Source organism: Lysobacter auxotrophicus, from assembly GCF_027924565.1.
GTDB lineage: Bacteria > Pseudomonadota > Gammaproteobacteria > Xanthomonadales > Xanthomonadaceae > Lysobacter_J > Lysobacter_J auxotrophicus.
This window is the reverse complement of the sequence record NZ_AP027041.1, coordinates 1399875-1422965: the sequence shown is the minus strand read 5'-3', so window position 1 is coordinate 1422965 and position 23091 is coordinate 1399875. Positions and strand designations below refer to the sequence as shown.

Below are 23091 nucleotides of genomic sequence, written 5' to 3'. Positions count from 1 at the left end.
GGCGACTGCGTTTGGTGCATCAAGGCGACTGCGGGCAAGGCCGGCGGCCGTCACGTCAACGAACGAGTGAGCGAATGGACACCACCGAGATTGGGGAACGGCTGGTCCACCGGGCCGTGCTGGACACGGCCCGGCGCGACGCGGACGCGGCGGTGCACGGCGCACCCGACACCGCCGCCCTGCCGACGCTGGACACGGTACGGCTGGGCGTGGTCGGGCTGGGGTACGTGGGATTGCCTTTGGCGGTGGCATTCGGCCGCCGCTACGACACCGTGGGCTTCGACATCAACGCGCAACGCGTGGTCGAACTGCGCGAAGGGCGCGACAGCACGCTGGAAGTCGACGCGGGCGAACTCGCGCTCGCCCGGCGCCTGCGCTGCAGCAGCGACCTGGGCATGTTGCAGCGATGCAACGTCTACATCGTCACCGTGCCGACGCCGATCGACGCCGCCAAGCGTCCGGACCTCGGTCCGCTGGTGCGCGCGAGCGAGGCGCTCGGCCAGGTGCTCAAGCGCGGCGACGTCGTCGTGTACGAATCCACCGTGTACCCCGGTTGCACCGAGGAAGTGTGCGTGCCCATCCTGGAGCGCGCGTCCGGGCTGGTGTTCAACCGCGATTTCTTCGCCGGCTACAGCCCGGAACGCATCAACCCCGGCGACAAGGACCATCGCCTCACACGCATCCTGAAAATCACCTCCGGCTCGACGCCGCGCGCGGCGGATTTCGTCGATGCGCTGTACGGTTCGATCATCGAGGCGGGCACGCACAAGGCCAGTTCGATCAAGGTCGCCGAAGCGGCGAAGGTCATCGAGAACACGCAGCGCGACCTCAACATCGCGCTGGTGAACGACCTGGCGATCCTGTTCAACAAGCTCGGCATCGACACGCTGGAAGTGCTGCAGGCGGCAGGCACGAAGTGGAACTTCCTGCCGTTCCGTCCCGGCCTGGTCGGCGGGCACTGCATCGGCGTGGACCCGTACTACCTGACCCACAAGGCGCAGGAAATCGGCCATCACCCGGACGTGATCCTCGCCGGTCGTCGAACCAACGACGGCATGGGCGCGTACATCGCGAGCGAAGTGGTGCGGCTGATGGTGCGAAAGGGCATCAATCCGGTGCAGGCGCGCATCCTCGTGCTCGGCCTCGCGTTCAAGGAAAACTGCCCGGACCTTCGCAACACACGCGTCGTCGACATCGTGCACGCATTGCGCGGCTATAACGCGCAGGTCGACGTGCACGATCCGTGGGTCAACGCGAACGACGCCGCGCACGAATACGGCCTTTCGACGATCGAAGCACCCGCGCATGGCGACTACGACGCGGTGATCGTCGCGGTGGCGCATCGCGAGTTCGCGCAACTCGGCGCGGACGGCATTCGCGCGTTCGGCAAGCCGGTATCGATCGTCTACGACGTGAAATACGTGCTTCCGCGCGATGCCGTGGACGGTCGGCTGTGAAGGTACTGGTCACCGGCACGGCCGGCTTCATCGGATCGCACGTCGCGCAGGCGTTGCTCGCGCGCGGCGATGAAGTGGTCGGCTTCGACAACCTCAACGACTACTACGACGTGTCGCTCAAACGCGCACGATTGGCACGGTTCGCCAATGATCCGGCGTACACCCATGTGCACGGCGACCTGGCCGATCGCGACGCCGTGGACGCGCTGTTCCGCGAGCATCGTCCGCAGCGTGTCGTGCACCTCGCCGCGCAGGCGGGCGTGCGCTATGCGGCGGAGAATCCGCACGTGTACGTGGCGAGCAACGTCACCGGGTTCCTGCACGTGCTCGAAGGCGCGCGCCACCACGGCATCGAGCATCTGGTGTACGCGTCCACGAGTTCGGTCTATGGCGCGAACACCGCGATGCCTTTCTCCGAGCATCAATCCACCGAACATCCGCTCACGCTCTACGCCGCGACGAAGAAGGCGAACGAGGCAATGGCGCACAGCTACGCGCACCTGTACGGCGTGCCGTGCACGGGCCTTCGCTTCTTCACCGTGTACGGCCCGTGGGGTCGACCGGACATGGCGTTGTTCCTGTTCACGCGCGCGATCCTCGCGGGCGAGCCGATCCCGGTGTTCAACCACGGGCGCCACAAGCGCAGCTTCACCTACATCGACGACATCGTCGCCGGCGTGGTGCGTGCGCTCGATCGCGTGCCGGGCGTGGACGCTGCGTGGAACGGCGCGGCACCCGATCCGTCGAGCAGCGGCGTGGCGCCGTATCGCCTGTACAACATCGGCAGCGCGCAGAGCGTGGAGTTGCTTGGTTACATCGAAGTGCTGGAGCGATGCCTGGGCCGCAAGGCGACGCTGCGCATGCTGCCCCTCCAGGCTGGCGACGTGCCTGCGACGGAAGCGGACTGCACCGACCTGGCGCGCGACATGGGTTATGCGCCGAGCGTGACGGTGGAAGAAGGCGTGGCGCGATTCGTCGCGTGGTATCGCGAGTATTACGGCGATGCGCGTGACGGTGCGCGCGTCGATGCGACGGCGGTTACTGCCTAGTCGGTGCTCTGTAGCGCGGGTAAGCGACGACGGAATGACGTGAGGATGCTGCGGCCGTGATGGCCTGGGTCCCGGCCTTTGCCGGGATGACGGAATAGATAGCCGTTCACGCCATCACGCCATCACGCCATCACGAATCACGAATCACGAATCACGAATCACGAATCACGAATCACGAATCACGAATCACGAATCACGAATCACGAATCACGAATCACGAATCACCAAAGCAAAACGCAAACAAAAAGGCCGATGCTTTCGCATCGGCCTTTTTGTCTTGTATGGCGCGCCCGGAGAGATTCGAACTCCCGACCACCAAGTTCGTAGCCTGGTGCTCTATCCAGCTGAGCTACGGGCGCTGAGTTGAAAAATTATGAAGGATCGTTGCCGATTCGTCAAACATTTTTCGAACACTTTGATCGAAGCCGTTGAAGGCGCTTCGACCCTGCACGAACCGCGCGGATTCGTGCAACCGCCTGGATCGCTTGCACGTCGCCGATGGCGTCGTGCGTGACCAGCATGCGTTGCATCCTGGTGACCGATCCGGCCGGTCGATGGAACTGGCGGAGACTGAGGGATTCGAACCCTCGATGGAGCTTTTGACCCCATACTCCCTTAGCAGGGGAGCCCCTTCGGCCTCTCGGGCAAGTCTCCGCGGAACATCAAAACGGTGCGGGCGCAAAGGATAGCGGCTCGCTCCGCGTACGGCAAACGATTTCTCAGCCGGCGTTGTGCTTGCCCGCATCGTTGTCCGCGGGCTCTTCGCCACGCTGGATGCGCTGATAGATCTCTTCGCGGTGGACTGCAACATCTTTGGGCGCGGTAATACCGATACGCACCTGGTTTCCCTTGACGCCGAGCACGGTGACGGTCACCGAGTCGCCGATCATCAAGGTCTCACCGACGCGACGCGTCAGGATCAGCATCTAACATCTCCTATGGCCGCCCTTTCCGGGCCGGCATGTGGGAGCTCCGGGAGCTCCCCGATTCTTGAAACACAAACGTGAACCATCTTAGCGGCGGGTCAAACGCCCCCGCAACCGCAAGTGGTCAGCGTTCACCATTCAGCCAAGTTTGCTTTCGACCCAGGCCGGAACCTCGGCGAGGACCTGGACCAGGGCCGGCCCGTCTTCGCCACCGCCCTGCGCCATGTCGGGACGACCGCCGCCCTTGCCGTTGATGCGACTGGCGACATGCGCGAGGAGTTCCCCTGCCTTCACCTTGCCGGCCGCACTACCGTTCACACCGGCGACCAGGGCCGCCTTGCCCTCGCTCGCCCCGGCCAGGACGATCACCGCGTCGCCCATCTGCTGCTTGAGGCGGTCGACCGCGTCGCGCAGGGCCTTGGCGTCGAAACCCTCAAGGCGCGTCGCCACCACCTTCACGCCGCCCACCTGGGCAGCGGACCCGGCAAGGTCCGAGGTGGCGCCCGATGCGGCCTTCGCCTTCAGCGACTCGAGCTCGCGCTCGAGCTTCTTCTGGCGATCGAGCAGGCTGCGCAGCTTGTCCGACACGTCGGCCGCGTTGCCGCCCAGCAGGCGCGCAGCCTCGTCGAGACGACGCTCCTCCTCGGCCACGAAGTCCAGCGCGCCCTGCCCGGTCAGCGCCTCGATGCGGCGCACACCAGCGGACACACCGCCTTCGGAGACGATCTTGAACAGGCCGATGTCGCCGGTGCGCGAAACGTGCGTGCCGCCGCACAGCTCGGTCGAGGTGCCGCCCATGCGCAGCACGCGCACGCGGTCGCCGTACTTCTCGCCGAACAGCGCCATCGCACCGAAGTCGAGCGCTTCCTGCATGCCCATGTGGTGCACTTCGGCCGCGTGGTTGCCGCGGATTTCCGCGTTGACGAGGCGCTCGATCTCGGCGAGCTCGCCCGCGCCCAGCGGGGCGAAATGCGAGAAGTCGAAACGCAGGCGATCGGGCGCGACCAGCGAACCCTTCTGCACGACGTGGTCGCCGAGCACGGAACGCAGCGCCGAATGCAGCAGGTGCGTGGCCGAATGATTCAGCACGGTCGCGGCGCGGCGGACGGTGTCGACCGTCGCGCGCACGCGATCGCCGCGCTGCAGCGAACCGCTGGCGAGCGTGCCGACGTGCCCGTGGAACTGGCCGGCGAACTTCACCGTGTCGCGCACCGCGAAGCGCGCGGCGCCGGCCTCGAGGTCGCCGGTATCGCCGACCTGTCCACCGCTTTCGGCATAGAACGGCGTGCGATCGAGGATCACCGCGGCCTCTTCCCCCGCTTCGATGCGATCGACGGCGCGGCCGTTCTTCAGCAGCGCGACGACTTCCAGGCCTTCGTCGGCGAGCTGGTCGTAACCGAGGAACTGCGTCGGCGCGAGCTGCGCGGCGAGTTCGGCCGGCATCGTCGTGGTGTTGCCGAACTTGCCGGCGGCGCGCGCGGTTTCGCGCTGCTGTTCCATCGCGGTCTCGAAGCCTTCCATGTCCACCGCAAGACCACGCTCGCGCGCGATGTCGGCGGTCAGGTCGACCGGGAAACCGTAGGTGTCGTACAGGCGGAACGCGTCCACGCCCGGGATCGTCGTGTTCGAGCGCGCGGCGACTTCGTCGAAGATGCGCATGCCGGCGTCGAGGGTTTCGGCGAAACGCTCTTCCTCGGCGAGCAGCGCGCGCTCGACGAACTCGCGCTTGGCGGTCAGTTCGGGGTAGGCATCGCCCATCACCTCGACCAGCGGCGCGACCATCCGGTGGAAGAACGGGCCCTTCTGGCCCAGCATCCAGCCATGGCGCAGCGCGCGGCGGATGATGCGACGAAGGACGTAGCCGCGGCCTTCATTGCTCGGCAGCACGCCGTCGACGATGAGGAAGGAGCATGCGCGGATGTGATCGGCGATCACGCGCAAGGACTTGTTGTCCAGATCCGCGGTGGAGGTGAACTCCGCCGCCTTGGCGATCAGGTGGCGGAACAGGTCGATCTCGTAATTGCCGTGCACGCCCTGCAGCACGGCGGCCAGGCGTTCCAGGCCCATGCCGGTGTCGACGCACGGGGCCGGAAGCGGCAGCAGCGTGCCGTCGGGCTGGCGGTCGAACTGCATGAAGACCAGGTTCCAGATCTCGATGAAGCGGTCGCCGTCCTCGTCGGGCGAGCCCGGCGGGCCGCCGGCGATGTGCGCGCCGTGATCGTAGAAAATTTCGGTGCAGGGTCCGCACGGGCCGGTGTCGGCCATCTGCCAGAAATTGTCGGAGGCGAACGGTGCGCCCTTGTTGTCGCCGATGCGCACGATGCGCTCCGGCGGCACGCCGATCTTCCTGTTCCAGATTTCGTAGGCTTCGTCGTCGGTGTGGTAGACCGTGACGGTCAGGCGGTCGGCAGGCAGCGCCCAGACCTTCGTCAACAGCTCCCAGGCCCAGGTAATGGCGTCTTCCTTGAAGTAGTCGCCGAAGGACCAGTTGCCCAGCATTTCGAAGAACGTGTGGTGGCGCGCGGTGTAGCCGACCTGGTCGAGGTCGTTGTGCTTGCCGCCGGCACGCAGGCAGCGCTGCACGTCGGCTGCGCGCACGTAGCCGGGCTTCTCGCTGCCGAGGAAGACGTTCTTGAACTGGACCATGCCCGAGTTGGTGAACAGCAACGTCGGGTCGTTGGCCGGCACCAGCGGCGCCGACGGGACGATGGTGTGGGCCTTTCCACGGAAGAACTCGAGGAAATCGCTGCGGATTTCGGTAGTGGTTTTCATGCCTGGCGCGCGAAGTCGGTGACAGGGACGGCCTGCCCGACCGGCCCATGCCCTCACTAGTGGGGGCGTCGACAGGAGCAGGCAACCCGAACCCGAAAGCCGGTTAGCGTAGCAGGCCCGCCGGCCTCGCGCTTGGCAGCGTCGACATGCGCCCCGCGGGGTTCTGCGGGCCGCAAACGCGCTTCACGGTATTCCGACATGGCGAGGTTGCCGGACCCATCGTTGGCTCGTGGCCACAACGCGCGCGATCGAGGAAGGCGCGGGATGAGGTGCTCGCGACCGAGCCGGCAACGTCGATGCCGAATCCACCCGGGTGCCGGGGCGTCAGTCGTCCAAATCGAGCCGGGTCGCAGCGCGCACGCTGTCGCCATCGAAGCCGCGGCGGATCAGGAAATCGGCTGCTTTCCGGCGTTGCGCAAGCTCCTCCAGCGCTTTGCCGAACCGCCGACGGACCAGATCCCGGGCACTCTCCTTCCAGTCGCCCTCGAAGGTCGCCATGGCGCGGGCGATGGCCTCACCGTCCAGCCCGTGGGTCGAAAGCTCCGCACGAATCCGCAACGGTCCGTAGCCGCTGGCCGCCCGGCTGCGCACCAGGCTTTCGGCGAAGCGGGTGTCGTCCTGCCAGCCCTCGCCGGCCAGACGGTCTACCGCGGCCTGGACTTCCTCCGCATCCAGCCCGCGCGAGGTCAATTTGCGGTTGAGCTCCTTGCGGGAATGCTCGCGACGCGCCAACAACCCCAGTGCACGCTGCACCGGGGTCTGCTCGCGGACGCGACGGCGGCGGCCCGGGGCTTCCCCGGGATCGCCGCCACCACCCCGATCGTCATGCATGGCGCGCGTCCATCGTCAGCCGATCAGCGAGCCAGCACGATCAGTCGTCCTGGCCTTCGTCGTCGCCCTCGCTGCGGTTGGCTTCCGCCGGGACGAACTTCTCGCGCAGGGCGGCTTCCAGGCGCGCGGCGACCTGCGGGTTTTCCTTCAGGTACTGGCGCGCGTTCTCCTTGCCCTGGCCGATGCGCTCGTCGTACGCGCTGTACCAGGCGCCCGACTTCTCGACCAGCTTGGCGTCCACGCCCATGTCGATCAGCTCGCCCTCGCGCGAGATACCCTCGCCGTACAGGATTTCGGTCACGACCTGCTTGAACGGCGGCGCCAGCTTGTTCTTCACGACCTTGATGCGGGTCTGGTTGCCGATGATCTCGTCGCCCTTCTTGATCGAACCGATGCGGCGGATGTCCAGGCGCACCGACGCGTAGAACTTCAGCGCGTTGCCGCCGGTCGTGGTTTCCGGGCTCTGGCCCGGCATCATCACGCCGATCTTCATGCGCAGCTGGTTGATGAAGATCACCAGGCAGTTGGAGCGCTTGATGTTGCCGGTGAGCTTGCGCAGCGCCTGGCTCATCAGGCGGGCCTGCAGGCCCGGGAGCTGGTCGCCCATCTCGCCTTCGATTTCGGCCTTGGGCGTCAGCGCGGCGACGGAGTCGACCACGACCATGTCGATGGCGGCCGAGCGCACCAGCATGTCGGCGATTTCCAGCGCCTGCTCGCCCGTGTCGGGCTGGCTGACCAGCAGGTCGTCGACGTTGACGCCGAGCTTGGCGGCGTAGATGGGATCGAGCGCGTGCTCGGCGTCGATGAAGGCGCAGGTGCCGCCGGCCTTCTGGCACTGGGCGATGGCCTGCAGCGTGAGGGTGGTCTTGCCCGAGGATTCCGGACCGTAGATCTCGACGACGCGGCCCTTGGGCAGGCCGCCGATGCCCAGCGCGATGTCGAGCATCAGCGAGCCGGTGCCGATGACTTCCGTCGCCTCGATCGTGCGATCGCCCATGCGCATCACCGAGCCCTTGCCGAACTGCTTTTCGATCTGGCCCAGCGCGGCTGAAAGGGCGCGCTTCTTGTTGTCGTCCATCGTGGTGTTTCCTTCAGTGTCAGTGGCGGAAGTCGTTGCTCGGGATGCAATCTAGCGGTCGCGTATCGCATGGGCTGAGACGCGCCCGCGACCGTGTCCAGATTGCGTGGGCGATGGCCCGTCGACCATGAGGGGTGTCCGGGACAGGGTGTGGGGAAACCCCGCACCCTGCCCCGGAACGCCACTGACGACGGTCCGGAATTCGCCCGGAAATTGATCGGTCATCTCTGACCCGTTGCGCTTCACCGGTTCGGTCTCACCAGCCCGCAGTACAGGCCTTCGATCGCGAAGTCCTGGCCGGGCTCGACCTCGATGGGCGCGTAGTCGGGATTGCGCGGCAGCAACCGGATGCGGTCCTTGCCGATCTTCAGCAGCTTGACGGTGATCTCGTCGTCGATGCGCGCGACCACGATCTGGCCGGAGCGCGCATCGCGGGTGCGGTGCACGCCGATGAGGTCGCCGCTGAAGATGCCCTCGTCGCGCATCGAATCGCCCTTCACCTTGAGCAGGTAGTCGGGCGTGGGGGAGAAGAACACGCGATCGAGGAGGACGAAGTCGTCCGAGCCGATGTCGGCCCCGATCGGCCGACCCGCGGCGACCTGCCCGAGCACCGGAAGGCGCAGCGCGTCGTTGGCGGCATCGGCTGCCTCGACCGGGCGGACGGAAAACGCCTCGGACACCGGTTCGACCGTCGCGCACAGGCGGATGGCGCGCGCCCGGCCCGGCATGCGCTGGATCGCGCCCGCCTGCTCCAGCGCTTCCAGGTGGTACTGGGCGGCGCGGACGCTGCTGAAGCCCATCGCCCGGGCGATCTCGGTCTGCGACGGCGGAACGCCCTCGGCCTCGATGCGCTCGGCGATGAGGGCGAGGATGGCGCGCTGGGTGTCGGTGATATCCATTAGTAGCAATACTACTAACGGCGAATCGAGAGTCAAGAGGAACGGGGAACGAATCCCGGCCCTGTGTCCTATGACCTACGCCATCAGTTCGGCCAGCCCGTGCAGCGCCGCGGCGACCGTCTGCCGGCGCACCGCGTCGCGGTCGCCGTCGAAATGGAAGGTCACGGCGGTGGGATACCCGCCGCGCCGCTTCCAGGCGATCCAGACCGTGCCGACCGGCTTGTCCTCGGTGCCGCCGCCCGGCCCGGCGATGCCGGTGACCGCCACGGCCAGCGTCGCACCCGAGTGCACCAGCGCGCCCGACACCATCTCGATCACCGTCTCGCGGCTCACCGCGCCATGCGTTTCCAGCGTCTGCGGACGCACGCCCAGCAGGGCCTGCTTGGCCTCGTAGCTGTAGGCGGCCATGCCGCATTCGAACCAGTTCGAGGAACCGGGAATGTCGGTCAGCATCTTCGCGATCCACCCGCCGGTGCAGCTTTCGGCGGTGACCAGGGTCTGGCGATGGGCGCGGGCGGCTTCGGCGACCTGCTCGGCCAGGCGCAGCAGGGAGGCATCGGTGACGTCGTTCTTCATGGGGCGATGATACCGGGTCGCCCCGCCGGCTTCGGTGACATCGCGCGGGTCCACCAACATCGCCCGCGGCTGCTAGCCTAATGCCCCTTTCGCCGGCCCCCGGCACCGTCAACGCAGATCCACGATCCATGAGCCAAGCCGAACGGCCGCAGGAACACACGCCCCTGATGAAGCAGTTCTTCGCCGCGAAGGCGGAGCATCCGGACGTGCTGCTGTTCTTCCGCATGGGCGACTTCTACGAGCTGTTCTTCGACGACGCCCGCAAGGCGGCGCGCCTTCTGGACATCACGCTGACCCAGCGCGGCCAGTCCGCGGGGCAGCCGATCCCGATGGCCGGCGTTCCGCACCATTCGGCCGAAGGCTACCTGGCGCGCCTGGTGGCGCTGGGCGAATCGGTGGCGATCTGCGAACAGATCGGCGATCCCGCGCTCGCCAAGGGCATCGTCGAACGCAAGGTGGTTCGAATCGTCACGCCGGGCACGGTGACCGACGAAGCGCTGCTCAACGAACGCCGCGACACGCTGCTGCTCGCCGTCGCGCGCGGCAAGACGGGCTACGGCCTCGCGTGGGCGGACCTCGCCGGCGGGCGGTTTCTCGTCAACGAAGTCGCGAACGAGGACGCGCTCGAAGCCGAGATCGCGCGCCTGGAACCCGCCGAAACGCTGATCGCCGACGAGGACGGCTGGCAGCCGTGGATCGCCGAGCGGACCGGCGTGCGTCGTCGCGCGCCGTGGCTGTTCGACGCCGACAGCGGTCGTCGCCAGTTGCTGCGTTTCTTCAACCTGCACGATCTCTCCGGTTTCGGCCTGGAAGACAAGCCGCTTTCGACCGCCGCTGCCGCGGCGCTGCTGGGCTATGTCGAGGAAACGCAGAAGCAGCGGTTGCCGCACCTGACGTCGATCGCGGTGGAATCCGGCGACGGCGCCATCGCGATGAACGCCGCCACGCGCCGCCACCTTGAACTCGACACCCGCGTGGACGGCGACACGCGCCACACGTTGCTGGGCATCCTCGATTCGACGATCACGCCGATGGGCGGCCGCCTGCTGCGCCGCTGGCTGCATCGTCCGCTGCGCGACCGCAGCGTGTTGCGCCATCGCCAGCAGGCGGTCGCCACGCTGATCGAATCCCGCTGCGGCGACACGCTGCGCGAAGGCTTCCGCGCGCTCGGCGACCTGGAACGCATCCTGTCGCGCATCGCGTTGCGCAGTGCGCGCCCACGCGACCTGTCCACGCTGCGCGACGGACTGGGCATGCTGCCCGACGTGCGCGCGACGCTGGCGCCGCTCGATTCGCCCTGCCTTGCGGAACTCGCGGCGGAACTCGGCGAACACGACGCGCACGCGCACCTGCTGAAGGCGGCGATCGTGCCGCAGCCGCCGGTGCTCGCACGCGATGGCGGCATCTTCGCCGAAGGCTACGACGCCGAACTCGACGAACTGCGCACGCTGTCGACGAACGCCGACCAGTTCCTCATCGACCTGGAAGCGCGCGAGAAGGCCGCCACCGGCATCGCGACGCTGAAGGTCGGCTACAACCGCGTGCACGGGTACTACATCGAAATCAGCAAGGGCCAGTCCGACAAGGCGCCGACGCATTACACGCGCCGCCAGACGCTGACCGGCGCCGAGCGTTACATCACCGAGGAACTGAAGCAGTTCGAGGACAAGGTGCTGTCCGCACGCGAGCGTTCGCTTGCGCGCGAACGCCTGCTGTACGAGCAGCTGCTGGACACGTTGAACGAGCGCCTGCAGCCGCTCAAGCGCTGCGCCGCCGCAATGGCGGAACTGGACGTGCTCGCGTGTTTCGCCGAACGCGCGCAGTCGCTGGACTGGTCGCAGCCGCAGCTCGTGGACGAACCGGGCATCCGCATCGAACGCGGCCGCCATCCGGTGGTCGAGGCGGTGCGCAACGACCCGTTCGAGCCCAACGACCTGGTGCTGGACGAAAACCGCCGGATGTTGGTGATCACCGGCCCGAACATGGGCGGTAAATCGACCTACATGCGCCAGAACGCGCTGATCGTGCTGCTCGCGCACATCGGCAGTTTCGTGCCGGCCTCGCGCGCGGTGATCGGCCCGATCGACCGCATCCTCACGCGCATCGGCGCGGGCGACGACCTCGCGCGCGGGCAGTCGACCTTCATGGTCGAGATGAGCGAGACCAGCTACATCCTGCACCACGCAACGTCGCAGTCGCTGGTGCTGATGGACGAGATCGGGCGCGGCACGTCGACCTACGACGGCCTCGCGCTCGCCGATGCGTGCGCGCGCCATCTGGCGCATCACAATCGCGCCTATACGCTGTTCGCCACGCACTATTTCGAACTCACGCGCCTGGCCGAGCCGGGCAGCGGCATCGCGAACGTGCACCTGGACGCGGTGGAACACGGCGACCAGCTGGTCTTCATGCACGCGGTGAAGGACGGCCCGGCCGATCGCAGTTTCGGTTTGCAGGTCGCGGCGCTGGCAGGCTTGCCGAAGGCGGTCGTGCAGCAGGCACGCGGGCGATTGGCCGAGCTGGAACGACAGAGCCGCGATGCACCCACGCCGTCGCTCGCACCGGTCGCGCTGGATGCGCCGCAGCAGTTCGGGCTCTTCGCGCCCTCCTCCGCCGCGCTGGAAGCGCTGGCGTCGATCGATCCGGACGACCTCACCCCGAAGCAGGCGCTTGAAGCGCTGTATCGCCTGAAAGCGCTGTCCTGATTCCGCTCGCCCAACGCGGGTAAACGAGCCGGAAGGCGAATGCACCGCGACGAACCGCGGCTGCGCTTCGCGATCTCCACGCTTCGCAATCTCCCCAGGACCGCTGATGCGTTCGTGGGGGATCGCCCTCACCCGAATGGGCGAAGCGCCCCCCAGCCAGCCGCCCTATGCTCGCTGGCGCGTCTTGGATGCGGATGCAGCAGGCTGCCCTGCGCGACGTCACATCGGCGAAATGACACGGGGTCCATGCTCGCGAGCGGCGGACCGCAAGCATCCGCTCGACCCGATGCGCGGTTGCGCATCGGAGACATTGCGCCGGCAGCCCTTCCCCGCGCCCAGACCGATTCCATAGTCGGTCGCTATCGAAACGTTCGCAATAAACGATTTTCCCCGATCGTCGACGTTACTTAGTCTCTGACTCCTCACGACAAGAACGGAGTTCCCATGAGCCAGCCCACGGACAAGCCCGCCAAGACCCCGCTGACCACCGCCTTCGGCGCGCCGGTCATCGACAACGACAACAGCATGACGGCGGGCCCGCGCGGGCCGCTGCTGATGCAGGACGTCTGGCTGATCGAACGACTCGCCAACCTCAATCGCGAAATCATTCCCGAACGCCGCATGCATGCGAAAGGTTCGGGCGCGTTCGGCACGTTCACCGTCACGCAGGACATCACGAAGTACACCCGCGCGAAGATCTTCGAACACGTGGGCAAGCGCACCGAGATGTTCGCGCGCTTCACCACGGTCGCAGGCGAGCGCGGCGCGGCCGATGCCGAGCGCGACATCCGCGGCTTCGCGCTGAAGTTCTACACCGAGGAAGGCAACTGGGACCTGGTCGGCAACAACACGCCGGTGTTCTTCGTGCGCGATCCGCGCAAGTTCCCGGACCTCAACAAGGCCGTGAAGCGCGACCCGCGAACCAACCTGCGCAGCGCGCACAACAACTGGGATTTCTGGACCAGCCTGCCCGAAGCGCTGCACCAGATCACCATCGTGATGAGCGATCGCGGCATTCCGGCCAGTTACCGCCACATGCACGGTTTCGGCTCGCATACGTACAGCTTCTACAACGACAACGGCGAACGGTTCTGGGTGAAATTCCACATCCGCACGCAGCAGGGCATCAAGAACCTCACCGATGCCGAAGCGCAGGAACTGATCGGCCGCGACCGCGAAAGCCACCAGCGCGACCTGTTCGACGCCATCGCCCGCGGCGACAACCCGAAGTGGACGATGTACATCCAGGTCATGCCGGAGACCGATGCGGACAAGGTGCCCTACCACCCGTTCGACCTCACCAAAGTGTGGCCGCACAAGGACTACCCGCTGATCGAAGTGGGCGTGATGGAGCTCAACCGCAACCCGGAGAACTTCTACGCCGACGTCGAACAGAGCGCATTCGCGCCGAACAACCTGGTGCCGGGCATCAGCGTGTCGCCGGACAAGATGCTGCAGGCGCGACTGTTCGCGTATTCGGATGCGCAGCGCTACCGCCTGGGCGTCAACCACCACCAGATTCCGGTGAACGCGGCGCGCTGCCCGGTGCACAGCAACCATCGCGACGGCGCGATGCGCGTCGACGGCAATTACGGCTCGAACGTGCATTACACGCCCAACAGTTACGGCCAGTGGGAGGCGCAGCCGGAGTATCGCGAGCCGCCGCTGAAGATCAACGGCAACGCGGATTTCTGGAACTTCCGCGAGGACGACGCCGACTACTACAAGCAGCCCGGCGACCTGTTCCGCCTGATGACGCCTGCACAGCAGCAGGTGCTGTTCGAGAACACCGCACGCGCGATGGGCGACGCGCCGGATTTCATCAAGCAGCGCCACATCGCCAACTGCAACAAGGCCGATCCGGCGTATGGCGCCGGCGTGGCGAAGGCGTTGAACCTGGAGGCGTCGAACGTCGCGCACGTCGACAGCGGCACGGTGAACCACCCCGTCGAAGCGGGCTGACGATGCGGACTGCGCGCCCTCCTGGCGTTTGCCGGGAGGGCGACGTCCATGCCGGTTTCGAGAGAGAAATTTCCGTCTTCACCCCATCACGACGATTGAACGCCGCGGCGATAGCATCGAGCCCCCACCTGGAGCCGCCCCCATGAACACGCCTCTCACCAACGACCTGCTCGGCCAATTGCAGGGACAACCGCTGGCCGACATCAGCAACCAGCTCGGGCTCTCGCCGTCGCAGACAGAGAACGCGGTGTCGGCCGCGCTGCCGCTGCTGCTGGGCGCACTCGGTCGCAACGCTAGCCAGCCGCAAGGCGCCGAAGCGTTGTTCGGTGCCCTGCAGCGCGATCACGCGGGGCTCGGCATCGGCAGCGTCCTGGGCTCGGTGCTCGGCGGCGGCGGACAAGGCGGTTCGATCCTCGGCCACGTGCTGGGCGGTCGCCAGAATACGGCCGCGCAAGGCCTCGGCGCCGCGACGGGCCTGGGCCAGGGACAAGCGAGCTCACTCTTGCAGATGCTCGCCCCGCTGGTGATGGCCTACCTCGCCAAGCGCATGTTCGCCGGCGGCGGCGCCGGCCAGGCCGCTTCGCCGCAACACCTCGGCGACGTGCTCGGCCAGGAGCATCAATCGATCGCGCAACAGGGCGGCGTCGGCGGCTCGCTGATGGGCGCCGTGCTCGATCGCGACGGCGACGGCGATACGGACTTTTCCGACCTGATCGGGCTGGCCGGATCGTTCCTCGGCGGCGGGCGACGCTGATACACGCCGCCCCTTCGACGCCTTACATCGCGTCGATGTCGCCCAGCGCGCGGATGAGACGCCGCGCGCGCTTGTCGGGCTTCGTCTCCGGCGCGCGATACCCGGTGCGTTCGGCGGCACGCAACGCACGCGCCGCCTCGCGCGCTTGCCTGGAGGCGTCGCTTTCCTGATAGAGGCCCTGCGCGACGCTGGCCGGACCGCGTGTATCGCTCAGCCCGCGTACTTCGACCTCGAAGATTTCCTCGCCGCGCACGATGCGAAGCGCGTCGTTCACGCGCACCGCACGCGACGGCTTGGCGCGCTGGCCTCCGATCTCGATCTTGCCCGTGTCGATCGCGTGCTTGGCCAGCGAGCGCGTCTTGAAGAACCGCGCCGCCCACAACCACAGGTCCAGGCGCACGGTGGGTGCGGAAGATTCGGCTACGTCGCTCACTGCAGGGTCCGGTGGTGCCATCGGGTCGTCTTGGGTGTACCGGATTATCGCAGGGTCGATGTCGTCGTCGCGCGTGCGATCGGACATGGCGCGCCGTTCGCATCGACGGTGCTACCGTGCCGCGTCTTCACGTCACCGGATCGCCGGCTGCGCATGTCGCCCACGTCGCACAACCTCACCGAAGGCCCGATAGGCCGCAACCTGTTCGCCTTCGCGCTGCCGATCCTCGCCGGCAACGTCGCCCAGTCGCTGAACGGTTCGGTCAACGCCGTCTGGGTGGGTCGTTTCCTCGGCGAGGAAGCGCTCACCGCGACGGCGAACGCCAACAACATCATGTTCTTCCTGATCGGCTCGGTGTTCGGCATCGGCATGGCGGCCACCATCCTGATCGCGCAGGCGATGGGTGCGCGCGACCTGACGCAGGCGCGCCGCGTGATGGGCACCAGTGCGACGTTCTTCATCGGCCTGTCGGTGGTGATCGCGGCGTTCGGCCAGTGGCTCTCGCGGCACCTGCTGGCCGCGATGGGCACGCCCACGGCGTCGCTGCACCTGGCGGAGGATTACCTGCGCGTGATCTTCCTTGCGATGCCGGCGCTGTATGCGTTCGCGTTCCTGTCGGCCGCGCTGCGCGGCGCGGGAGACGCGCGCACGCCGTTCCGCTTCCTGCTGATCGCGGTGCTGCTGGACATCGTGCTTAATCCGCTGCTGATCTTCGGCGTCGGACCGTTCCCGCGGCTCGGCATCGCGGGCTCCGCGTGGGCGACGCTGATCGGGCAGACCACCACGCTCATCGCCCTGCTTTTCTATCTGCGCCACAAGCGTCACGTGCTGTGGCTCGGCCGGCAGGACGCGCGCTATTTCCGCATCGATGCGACGATCCTGCGCTCGCTTATCGTCAAGGGCGTGCCGATGGGACTGCAGATGGTGCTGATCTCGCTGGCGATGATCGCGATGATGACGATGGTCAACCAGCACGGCACGCAGACCACCGCCGCCTACGGCGCCGCGCTGCAACTGTGGACCTACGTGCAGATGCCGGCGATGGCGGTCGGCGCGGCGTGCTCGTCGATGGCGGCGCAGAACGTCGGTGCGCATCGATGGGATCGCGTGTCGGCGACCGCGCGCGCGGGCGTCGTCATGAATTTCCTGATGACGGGCGCATTGATCATCCCGTTGATCGTGTTCGATCGCTGGACGCTGTCGCTGTTCCTGCCGTCGGGCAGCGACGCACTGGAGGTCGCGCGTCATCTGAACCACATCGCCGTGTGGTCGTTTCTCTTCTTCGGCATGACGTTCGTGGTGTCGGGCGTGGTGCGCTCGACCGGCGCGGTCGTGCCGCCGCTGATCATCCTGGTGATCGCGCTGTGGGGCATCCGCGTCCCCTTCGCGGATTTCATGCAGCCGCGCATCGGCGTCGATGCCATCTGGTGGAGCTTCCCGATCAGCGCGCTGTGTTCGATGGTGATGGCGCTGGCGTATTACCGGTTCGGCAACTGGCGCAAGGCGCGGATGCTGGTGCCGGATCGGCACGAGGTCGCGGTGCCAGCCGAAGTGCCGGCCACGCCGCCATCGCCGGTGGCCGATCCGAGCGCGGAGCCGGACGACGCGCTGGTGCGCTGACGCGTCGGCTCAGATCGCCACGCCCACTTCGGCCAGGCGCTGCCGCAATCGCGTGAGATGGCTGCCGGGCCAGTAGATCTGGCCGCAGTCGCGGCATCGGCTGAGCGCATCCGCATGGCCGGCCAGCACGTTGGAAGGAACGGCGCTCATCGCGCTGCCGTGCTTCTCCGGTTTTGGACGCGAGGGGTCGCGGATTTCCGGCGGTGCGTCTGGATCGTGTTCGAGCGGCGCGTGGCCAGGATCGCGGCGCGCCGGTTCGCCCGGATCGGGGTCACGACGTCCGGGCTCACCGGGCGACGGGTCGCGCTCCTTGGGCGGCTCGCGATCCGGATCGTGTTCGTCCGGCATCGCAGCGAGCGACTGAACCTTCCCGTTGCAGCGCGCGCAGCGCGAGAACGGCGCGATGCGCGCATCGAGCTGGAAACGGTCGAGCACTTCGCGCAGCTGCCGGCGGGGATCGGTCTGGTGGAGGAACGCCCCATGCGTGATCGCCGAGCGCTTCAGCAGTCCGGTGTCGCGCGTGAGCAGGATGCGGTGCTCGTCGCGGGAGATCGCCTGCAGCTCATCGTCGTCGTAGTCGTTGCGATACAGCGTGTCGAAACCAAGCAGGCGCAGGTACGAGGCAAGCCGCCCCAGGTGCACGTCGAGCACGAAACGCGGCTCGCGCAGCGGCGTCGGGCGCAGGTGGTTGGCTTCGCCCAGTTCGAAGCGTTCGAACATCGGATAGACGGCGACGCGTTCGCCACCGGTGAGGCGATGCGAGAACGGCACGGGCTCGCCATCGACGAGGATCAGGTCGACCTCGGTGTGCGGCACGCCCAGCGACTCGATGCGATCCTTCACCGAGGGCGTACCGTCGAAGGCGTGCACGAAGCTGCGTTTGCGCCGTTCGGGCGCCAGGAAATCGCCAAGCTCCTCGTAGAAGCGGAACTCGCACGTCGATTGCGGACTGCGATGAAGCAGGCTGGCCACGTCGATGCCCATGACGACGCGATCACGGCGATCGCATCGCGAACGCTACGCGCAGGCGCGTAGGCGCGGCGGGAAGACGGTGTCGCGCGCGGCTTTGCACGCAGATTCGAGGCTCAGAAACGACAACGGCCGCCCGGAGGCGGCCGTCGGTACGCACGGGCGCAAGGCCCGCAGCGCGGAATTACTCGGCGGACTTGTCGGCCGACTTGGCGTAGGCAGCCAGGTCTTCCTTGATGCGCGCCTTCTTGCCCTGCAGACCACGCAGGTAGTACAGCTTGCCCGCGCGCACCTTGCCGCGACGCTTCACGTCGACCGAGGCGATGGTGGCGCTGTGGGTCTGGAACACGCGCTCGACGCCGTAGCCGTGCGAGATCTTGCGCACGGTGAACGAGGAGTTCAGGCCGGCGTTCTTGATGCCGATGACCACGCCTTCATAGGCCTGGACGCGCTCGCGGTTGCCTTCCTTGACCTTCACGTTGACGACGATGGTGTCGCCCTGGCTGAAGTCGGGAAGCTGGCGCTGGATCTGCTCGGCTTCGAAGTTCTGGACGAGCGTGTGGATGGAGGGCTTGTTCATGGCGTTTGGCCTGTTGGAGTCGTTGTAGCGCGAGTGCACGTGGACCCGCGTCTGGCATGGGTGGAACGAACGGAAGCCGCGGATTATAGCGGGTTTTTTCCGGGCATGGCTAGCGGCTGCGGGGCCTCGGCCCGTGCCGGGGCTGCTTCCGCGGGTGCCTGGCCGGCTTGGGCGGTCGCCCGGGCGGCCCGATAGGCGTCCAGGAGCTTGCGGTCGGCCTTCGACAGGGTGGCCTCGTCCAGCAGGTCCGGGCGACGCTCCCAGGTCCGGCCGAGCGACTGCATCCGGCGCCACTTGGCGATTTCCGCGTGGTTGCCGGACATCAGCACCTCGGGGACGCTGCCCAGTTCGTGCTCGACCGGCCGCGTGTAGTGCGGGCAGTCCAGCAGGCCGTCCTCGAAGCTGTCCTGCACCGCCGACTCGGCGTCGCCCAGCACGCCTTCGCGCAGCCGGGCCACGGCATCCACTATCACGGCCGCCGCGAGTTCGCCGCCGGACAGCACGTAATCGCCGATCGAGATTTCCTCGTCGACCTCGGCACGGATCAGGCGCTCGTCGATGCCCTCGTAGCGGCCGCACAGCAGGATCAGGCGCTCGTGCGTCGCGAATTCGCGCACCTTCGCCTGGGTCAGCGGCGCACCCTGCGGGCTCATGTAGACGACCTTCGCCGGCGCCGGATCGGCGTCGCGAGCGGCGCGCAGGCTCGCACGCAGCGGATCGATCAGCATCACCATGCCGGGGCCGCCGCCGAAGGGACGGTCGTCGACACGACGGTAATTGCCTTCCGCGTAATCGCGCGGATTGAAGCCGTGCACCGACAGCAGCCCGCGCTCGGCCGCCCGGCCAACCACGCCGAACGCCGCGCATTGCGCGACGAAATCGGGGAAGAGGCTGACGATGTCGATGCGCATGGTTGCGGGGAATTGGCGATGGAGAATGGAGAATCGTAAAGCTCACGGGTGCGGCGAGAAGAACGGGGCATCACGCAACGAGTGCCTGTTCCCAATGGCCTGTTCCGATGGTCCGTTCCCGGCTTTTCAGAACTCCGGATCCCAGTCCACCGTCACCACGCCCGCGTCGAAATCGACGGACGTGACGTATTGCGGCTGGACGAAGGGAATCATGCGTTCGCGCTCTTCGTCGCGCGCGACCAGCACGTCGTTCGCGCCCGTGGAAAACAGGTGCGAAACGGTGCCCAGCGACACGCCGTCGACCGTCACCACGCGCAGGCCTTCCAGGTCGACCCAGTAGTACTCGCCCTCGCTCGGGGGCGGGAGCGCCGAACGCGGGACGTAGATCTCCGTGCCACGCATGGCCTCGATGGCGTCGCGGTCGGTGATGTGCGGAAACGTGGCGACGGTGTACTTGCCGCTCTGCTTTCCGCGCACGCCGCGCAGTTCCGTCTCGTTGCCCTGCGCATCGCGCAGGATCCAGGGCTGGTAGCGGAAGATCGCGTCGCGCGGTTCCGTCCAGGATTCCAGTTTTGCTTCGCCCCTGATGCCAAAAGCGCCGGCAATCCTGCCTAACAGGATCCGGCGCTCTTGGGATCCGGTGCGCTCCGAGGAGGCGCCCGTCATATCGATCTGGCCGCGCGCGGGGCGCGGCCCGCGGATCAGGCGGCGGTCGCGGCCTTCGCCGCTTCCTTGTAGAGCACGGCGACCTTGTCGGTCAGCTGCGCGCCATTCTTGATCCAGTGCTGCACGCGCTCGACGTTGAGCTCGACGCGCTTCTCGGCGCCCTGGGCGACCGGGTTGTAGAAGCCCACGCGCTCGATGTTGCGGCCGTCACGGGCGTTGCGGCTGTCGGTGACGATGACGTGGTAGAAGGGACGCTTCTTGGCGCCGCCGCGAGCGAGACGAATCTTGACCATGGTTCGGTAGTTCCTGTGTTGCCCAGCTGCCGGAATGGCAGGGTAAGCCGGCAAGTATAAAGGGTTGATCGGACTCGGGAAACCCCGGCCTCCAGCCCGTTCAGGGCCTCAGAACCAGCAGACTTGGCCCGAACTTTGGCGACAACGCCGTTTCCAGCCCCTGGTTAGGGGCGACTCGTGCCCGAGGCACGAATGGGTATGAAAGCGCGCCGCGGGGCCCTAGGCTTGCTGCGCGACCCGAGGGATTTCCGGCGAAGCCGGAAAATCAGCGGAACGGCATGCCCCCGCGAGCCCCCATCATGCCCTTCATGCCGCGCATCAGGCCCTTCATGCCGCCGCCGGCCAGCTTGGACATCATCTTTTCCATCTGCTGGTACTGCTTCATCAGCTTGTTGACGTCGGCCGGGGTGAGGCCGGCGCCCTTGGCGATGCGCGCACGGCGCGAGCCGTTCAGCAGGCCCGGGTTGCGGCGCTCCTTCTTGGTCATCGAATTGATGATCGCGACCATGCGCGGCACTTCCTTGCCGGTGACCTGGTTCTTCACCGAGTCGGGGATCTGGCCCATGCCCGGCAGCTTGTCCATCAAGCCGTGGATGCCGCCCATGTTCTGCATCTGCTCGAGCTGGTCCTTCATGTCGTTCAGGTCGAACTTCTTGCCCTTGGCGACCTTCTCGGCGAGCTTCTGCGCCTTGTCCTTGTCGACCTGCGATTCGACCTGCTCCACCAGCGACAGCACGTCGCCCATGTCGAGGATGCGGCTGGCGATGCGGTCGGGATGGAAGACGTCCAGACCGTCGGGCTTCTCGCCCACGCCGATGAACTTGATCGGGCGCTGCGTGATGTAACGCACCGAGAGCGCCGCGCCGCCGCGCGCGTCGCCGTCGGTCTTGGTGAGCACCACGCCGGTCAACGGCAGCGCCTCGCCGAAATGCTTGGCCGTCACTGCGGCGTCCTGGCCGGTCATCGAGTCCACGACGAACAGCGTTTCGGCCGGATTGACCGCTGAATGCAACGCCTTGATCTCCGCCATCATCGCGTCGTCGATGCTGGTGCGGCCGGCGGTGTCGACCAGCAGCACGTCGACGAAGGACTTCTTCGCGTCGTCGATGGCGGCACGGACGATGGCTTCGGGCTTCTGGTCCGCGCTCGACGGGAAGAAGATCACGTCGACCTGCTGGGCGAGCGTCTTGAGCTGTTCGATCGCCGCCGGACGGTAGACGTCGGCGGACACCACCATGACCTTCTTCTTGCGCTTTTCCTTCAGGTGCTTGGCGAGCTTGCCGACGGTGGTCGTCTTGCCCGCGCCCTGCAGGCCGGCCATCAGGATGACCGCCGGGGCGGGCACGTTGAGGTTCAGGTCGGACGCCTGCGAACCCATGACGGCCGTCATTTCGTCGCGCACGACCTTGATCAGCGCCTGGCCCGGCGTGAGCGACTTGAGCACTTCCTGGCCGACCGCGCGGACCTTGATGCGTTCGATGAGCGCCTGCACGACCGGCAGCGCGACGTCGGCTTCCAGCAGGGCGATGCGCACTTCGCGCAACGACTCGCGGATGTTTTCCTCGGTCAGGCGGCCGCGGCCGCGCAGGCGCTCGATGGTGCCGGAAAGACGCTGGGTCAGGGATTCGAACATGCGGGCGCGACCTGGCGGAAGCAGAAAACTGGGCCGCGAAGTATAGCCTTTCGCGCACTGCGACCCGGTGCGCATCCCGCCGGTGCGGTTCGTCTCGCCGCTGTGCGACACTGCCGCGATGACAATCGTTCTCATCGCCATCGTCCTGTATCTGGTCGCCGCCGCCCTGCTCATCGGCGGCGTTCGACAGGACCCCACCCGCCCGTCGCGCCTGTGGCTGCTGCCGGCGGTCGGTGGCGTGGCGCTGCACGCGCTCGCGCACCTGCTGGCGTGGCACGCCAGCGGCGGGGCCGACATGCACTTCTATGCCGCGCTGTCGCTGGTGGGCCTCGGCATGGCCGCGCTGACGGCGCTGGTCGGCGCGAGCGGTCGGATGGCGGCGCTGGGGGTGATCGTGTTTCCGATCGCCGCCCTGGCGCTGTTCGGTTACCACCGCCACGGGCACGTGCTCGGCGAACAGCTCGACTGGCGCCTGCAACTGCATGCCTGGCTCGCGCTGCTGGCGTACGCGACGCTGGCGATCGCCGCCCTGCTGGCGGTGATGCTCTGGGCGCAGGAACGCGCCCTGCGCCGGCGCGAATTCCACCGCTGGCTGCGCGCCCTGCCGCCGCTGGTGGAACTGGAAACCCTGCTCTTCCGCACCATCGCCGTGGGCTTCGCGCTGCTCACCGCGACGCTGCTGACGGGGTTGCTGTTCGTCGAAAACCTCTTCGCGCAGCACCTGGTCCACAAGACGGTGCTGAGCGTCCTGTCCTGGCTGCTGTTCGGCGGGCTGCTCGCCGGCCGCTGGCGCTACGGCTGGCGCGGCGCGGTCGCGGTGCGCTGGACGCTGGCCGCGATGGTCCTGTTGATCCTCGCCTTCTTCGGCAGCAAGTTCGTCCTCGAACTCGTCCTGCGCCCCCCCTCCTGAGTCCCGTTCAGGCTGTTCCGTTCACTGGGCCAGTCCGTTTCATTTGCTACAACAATATTTGCATTGA

20 protein-coding genes and 2 tRNA genes are annotated in these 23091 nt (G+C 67.0%); 7 read left to right on the top strand and 15 right to left on the bottom strand.

Annotated features, from left to right (window positions below; translation table 11 throughout):
* Positions 1-188: 188 nt before the first annotated feature.
* Together tviB and LA521A_RS06415 are read left to right on the top strand one after the other, a co-directional pair.
* A complete protein-coding gene (tviB, locus tag LA521A_RS06420) occupies positions 189-1457 on the top strand; it encodes a Vi polysaccharide biosynthesis UDP-N-acetylglucosamine C-6 dehydrogenase TviB (protein ID WP_425494584.1) in 1269 nt (422 codons plus the stop codon).
* The gene (locus tag LA521A_RS06415) at positions 1454-2506 is read left to right on the top strand and encodes an NAD-dependent epimerase (protein WP_281781483.1); all 1053 of its coding nucleotides are present in this window, start codon (positions 1454-1456) and stop codon (positions 2504-2506) included. The genes tviB and LA521A_RS06415 overlap by 4 nt, the downstream gene beginning before the upstream one ends.
* Before the next feature lie 282 nt (positions 2507-2788).
* Here the strand turns inward: LA521A_RS06415 and LA521A_RS06410 are convergent.
* The 8 genes from LA521A_RS06410 to LA521A_RS06375 all read right to left on the bottom strand — a co-directional run bounded on the left by LA521A_RS06410 (position 2789) and on the right by LA521A_RS06375 (position 9588).
* Positions 2789-2865: transfer RNA gene (locus tag LA521A_RS06410), tRNA-Arg, on the bottom strand.
* A gap of 202 nt (positions 2866-3067) precedes the next feature.
* A tRNA-Ser gene (locus LA521A_RS06405) sits at positions 3068-3160 on the bottom strand.
* 65 nt (positions 3161-3225) lie between these two features.
* The gene (csrA, locus tag LA521A_RS06400) at positions 3226-3432 is read right to left on the bottom strand and encodes a carbon storage regulator CsrA (protein ID WP_281781482.1); all 207 of its coding nucleotides are present in this window, start codon (positions 3430-3432) and stop codon (positions 3226-3228) included.
* A 138-nt stretch (positions 3433-3570) separates the two neighbouring features.
* Positions 3571-6204: an alanine--tRNA ligase gene (gene alaS / locus LA521A_RS06395; protein ID WP_281781481.1), complete on the bottom strand. Its 2634-nt coding sequence runs from the start codon at positions 6202-6204 to the stop codon at positions 3571-3573.
* A 324-nt stretch (positions 6205-6528) separates the two neighbouring features.
* On the bottom strand, positions 6529-7035 hold the full coding sequence (gene recX / locus LA521A_RS06390; protein WP_281781480.1) for a recombination regulator RecX: 507 nt from the start codon (positions 7033-7035) through the stop codon (positions 6529-6531).
* A 40-nt stretch (positions 7036-7075) separates the two neighbouring features.
* Positions 7076-8113, bottom strand: coding sequence for a recombinase RecA (recA, locus tag LA521A_RS06385; protein ID WP_281781479.1), 1038 nt, complete (start codon positions 8111-8113; stop codon positions 7076-7078).
* Between the two features lie 242 nt (positions 8114-8355).
* Positions 8356-9012 (bottom strand): transcriptional repressor LexA, encoded by a 657-nt coding sequence (gene lexA / locus LA521A_RS06380; RefSeq protein ID WP_281781478.1) that lies wholly within the window; start codon positions 9010-9012, stop codon positions 8356-8358.
* Between the two features lie 75 nt (positions 9013-9087).
* Complete coding sequence (locus LA521A_RS06375; RefSeq protein WP_281781477.1) at positions 9088-9588, bottom strand: CinA family protein; 501 nt, start codon at positions 9586-9588, stop codon at positions 9088-9090.
* Between the two features lie 128 nt (positions 9589-9716).
* Here LA521A_RS06375 and mutS point away from each other — a divergent pair, with 128 nt between their 5' ends.
* From mutS to LA521A_RS06360, 3 genes are all read left to right on the top strand, one after another.
* Positions 9717-12293: a DNA mismatch repair protein MutS gene (gene mutS, locus LA521A_RS06370; RefSeq protein WP_281781476.1), complete on the top strand. Its 2577-nt coding sequence runs from the start codon at positions 9717-9719 to the stop codon at positions 12291-12293.
* Between the two features lie 444 nt (positions 12294-12737).
* Positions 12738-14255 carry a catalase gene (locus tag LA521A_RS06365; RefSeq protein WP_281781475.1) on the top strand — a complete coding sequence of 506 codons (1518 nt, stop codon included), beginning with the start codon at positions 12738-12740 and terminating at the stop codon, positions 14253-14255.
* A 142-nt stretch (positions 14256-14397) separates the two neighbouring features.
* Positions 14398-15009 carry a DUF937 domain-containing protein gene (locus LA521A_RS06360; protein ID WP_281781474.1) on the top strand — a complete coding sequence of 204 codons (612 nt, stop codon included), beginning with the start codon at positions 14398-14400 and terminating at the stop codon, positions 15007-15009.
* 22 nt (positions 15010-15031) lie between these two features.
* Here the strand turns inward: LA521A_RS06360 and LA521A_RS06355 are convergent, their stop codons facing one another.
* On the bottom strand, positions 15032-15442 hold the full coding sequence (locus LA521A_RS06355) for an Hsp15 family ribosome-associated heat shock protein (protein ID WP_281781473.1): 411 nt from the start codon (positions 15440-15442) through the stop codon (positions 15032-15034).
* A gap of 153 nt (positions 15443-15595) precedes the next feature.
* On the opposite strand from LA521A_RS06355, the gene LA521A_RS06350 reads away from it, so the two are divergent.
* Positions 15596-17062 carry an MATE family efflux transporter gene (locus LA521A_RS06350; protein ID WP_281781472.1) on the top strand — a complete coding sequence of 489 codons (1467 nt, stop codon included), beginning with the start codon at positions 15596-15598 and terminating at the stop codon, positions 17060-17062.
* Positions 17063-17071: 9 nt separating this feature from the next.
* Here the strand turns inward: LA521A_RS06350 and LA521A_RS06345 are convergent, their stop codons facing one another.
* From LA521A_RS06345 to ffh, 6 genes are all read right to left on the bottom strand, one after another.
* Complete coding sequence (locus LA521A_RS06345; protein WP_281781471.1) at positions 17072-18046, bottom strand: Mut7-C RNAse domain-containing protein; 975 nt, start codon at positions 18044-18046, stop codon at positions 17072-17074.
* A gap of 169 nt (positions 18047-18215) precedes the next feature.
* Positions 18216-18611 carry a 50S ribosomal protein L19 gene (gene rplS / locus LA521A_RS06340; protein ID WP_281781470.1) on the bottom strand — a complete coding sequence of 132 codons (396 nt, stop codon included), beginning with the start codon at positions 18609-18611 and terminating at the stop codon, positions 18216-18218.
* Between the two features lie 83 nt (positions 18612-18694).
* Positions 18695-19522, bottom strand: a complete 828-nt coding sequence (gene trmD, locus LA521A_RS06335; RefSeq protein ID WP_281781469.1) for a tRNA (guanosine(37)-N1)-methyltransferase TrmD — start codon at positions 19520-19522, stop codon at positions 18695-18697.
* A gap of 126 nt (positions 19523-19648) precedes the next feature.
* Positions 19649-20188: a ribosome maturation factor RimM gene (gene rimM, locus LA521A_RS06330; protein WP_281781468.1), complete on the bottom strand. Its 540-nt coding sequence runs from the start codon at positions 20186-20188 to the stop codon at positions 19649-19651.
* 35 nt (positions 20189-20223) lie between these two features.
* Positions 20224-20481 carry a 30S ribosomal protein S16 gene (gene rpsP, locus LA521A_RS06325; protein ID WP_115840765.1) on the bottom strand — a complete coding sequence of 86 codons (258 nt, stop codon included), beginning with the start codon at positions 20479-20481 and terminating at the stop codon, positions 20224-20226.
* 265 nt (positions 20482-20746) lie between these two features.
* Positions 20747-22114 carry a signal recognition particle protein gene (ffh, locus tag LA521A_RS06320; RefSeq protein ID WP_281781467.1) on the bottom strand — a complete coding sequence of 456 codons (1368 nt, stop codon included), beginning with the start codon at positions 22112-22114 and terminating at the stop codon, positions 20747-20749.
* A 118-nt stretch (positions 22115-22232) separates the two neighbouring features.
* On the opposite strand from ffh, the gene LA521A_RS06315 reads away from it, so the two are divergent.
* Entirely contained in the window at positions 22233-23024 is a 792-nt protein-coding gene (locus LA521A_RS06315) for a cytochrome C assembly family protein (RefSeq protein WP_281781466.1), read from the top strand.
* The last annotated feature ends 67 nt before the right edge of the window (positions 23025-23091 follow it).

What these genes read in the sequence shown, in the direction of transcription:
- csrA (WP_281781482.1), bottom strand. Translation starts at nt 3,432, where the DNA reads ATGCTGATCCTGACGCGTCGCGTCGGTGAGACCTTGATGATCGGCGAC.
- alaS (WP_281781481.1), bottom strand. Translation starts at nt 6,204, where the DNA reads ATGAAAACCACTACCGAAATCCGCAGCGATTTCCTCGAGTTCTTCCGT.
- recX (WP_281781480.1), bottom strand. Translation starts at nt 7,035, where the DNA reads ATGCATGACGATCGGGGTGGTGGCGGCGATCCCGGGGAAGCCCCGGGC.
- recA (WP_281781479.1), bottom strand. Translation starts at nt 8,113, where the DNA reads ATGGACGACAACAAGAAGCGCGCCCTTTCAGCCGCGCTGGGCCAGATC.
- lexA (WP_281781478.1), bottom strand. Translation starts at nt 9,012, where the DNA reads ATGGATATCACCGACACCCAGCGCGCCATCCTCGCCCTCATCGCCGAG.
- LA521A_RS06375 (WP_281781477.1), bottom strand. Translation starts at nt 9,588, where the DNA reads ATGAAGAACGACGTCACCGATGCCTCCCTGCTGCGCCTGGCCGAGCAG.
- mutS (WP_281781476.1), top strand. Translation starts at nt 9,717, where the DNA reads ATGAGCCAAGCCGAACGGCCGCAGGAACACACGCCCCTGATGAAGCAG.
- LA521A_RS06365 (WP_281781475.1), top strand. Translation starts at nt 12,738, where the DNA reads ATGAGCCAGCCCACGGACAAGCCCGCCAAGACCCCGCTGACCACCGCC.
- LA521A_RS06360 (WP_281781474.1), top strand. Translation starts at nt 14,398, where the DNA reads ATGAACACGCCTCTCACCAACGACCTGCTCGGCCAATTGCAGGGACAA.
- LA521A_RS06350 (WP_281781472.1), top strand. Translation starts at nt 15,596, where the DNA reads ATGTCGCCCACGTCGCACAACCTCACCGAAGGCCCGATAGGCCGCAAC.
- LA521A_RS06345 (WP_281781471.1), bottom strand. Translation starts at nt 18,046, where the DNA reads ATGGGCATCGACGTGGCCAGCCTGCTTCATCGCAGTCCGCAATCGACG.
- rplS (WP_281781470.1), bottom strand. Translation starts at nt 18,611, where the DNA reads ATGAACAAGCCCTCCATCCACACGCTCGTCCAGAACTTCGAAGCCGAG.
- trmD (WP_281781469.1), bottom strand. Translation starts at nt 19,522, where the DNA reads ATGCGCATCGACATCGTCAGCCTCTTCCCCGATTTCGTCGCGCAATGC.
- rimM (WP_281781468.1), bottom strand. Translation starts at nt 20,188, where the DNA reads ATGACGGGCGCCTCCTCGGAGCGCACCGGATCCCAAGAGCGCCGGATC.
- rpsP (WP_115840765.1), bottom strand. Translation starts at nt 20,481, where the DNA reads ATGGTCAAGATTCGTCTCGCTCGCGGCGGCGCCAAGAAGCGTCCCTTC.
- ffh (WP_281781467.1), bottom strand. Translation starts at nt 22,114, where the DNA reads ATGTTCGAATCCCTGACCCAGCGTCTTTCCGGCACCATCGAGCGCCTG.
- LA521A_RS06315 (WP_281781466.1), top strand. Translation starts at nt 22,233, where the DNA reads ATGACAATCGTTCTCATCGCCATCGTCCTGTATCTGGTCGCCGCCGCC.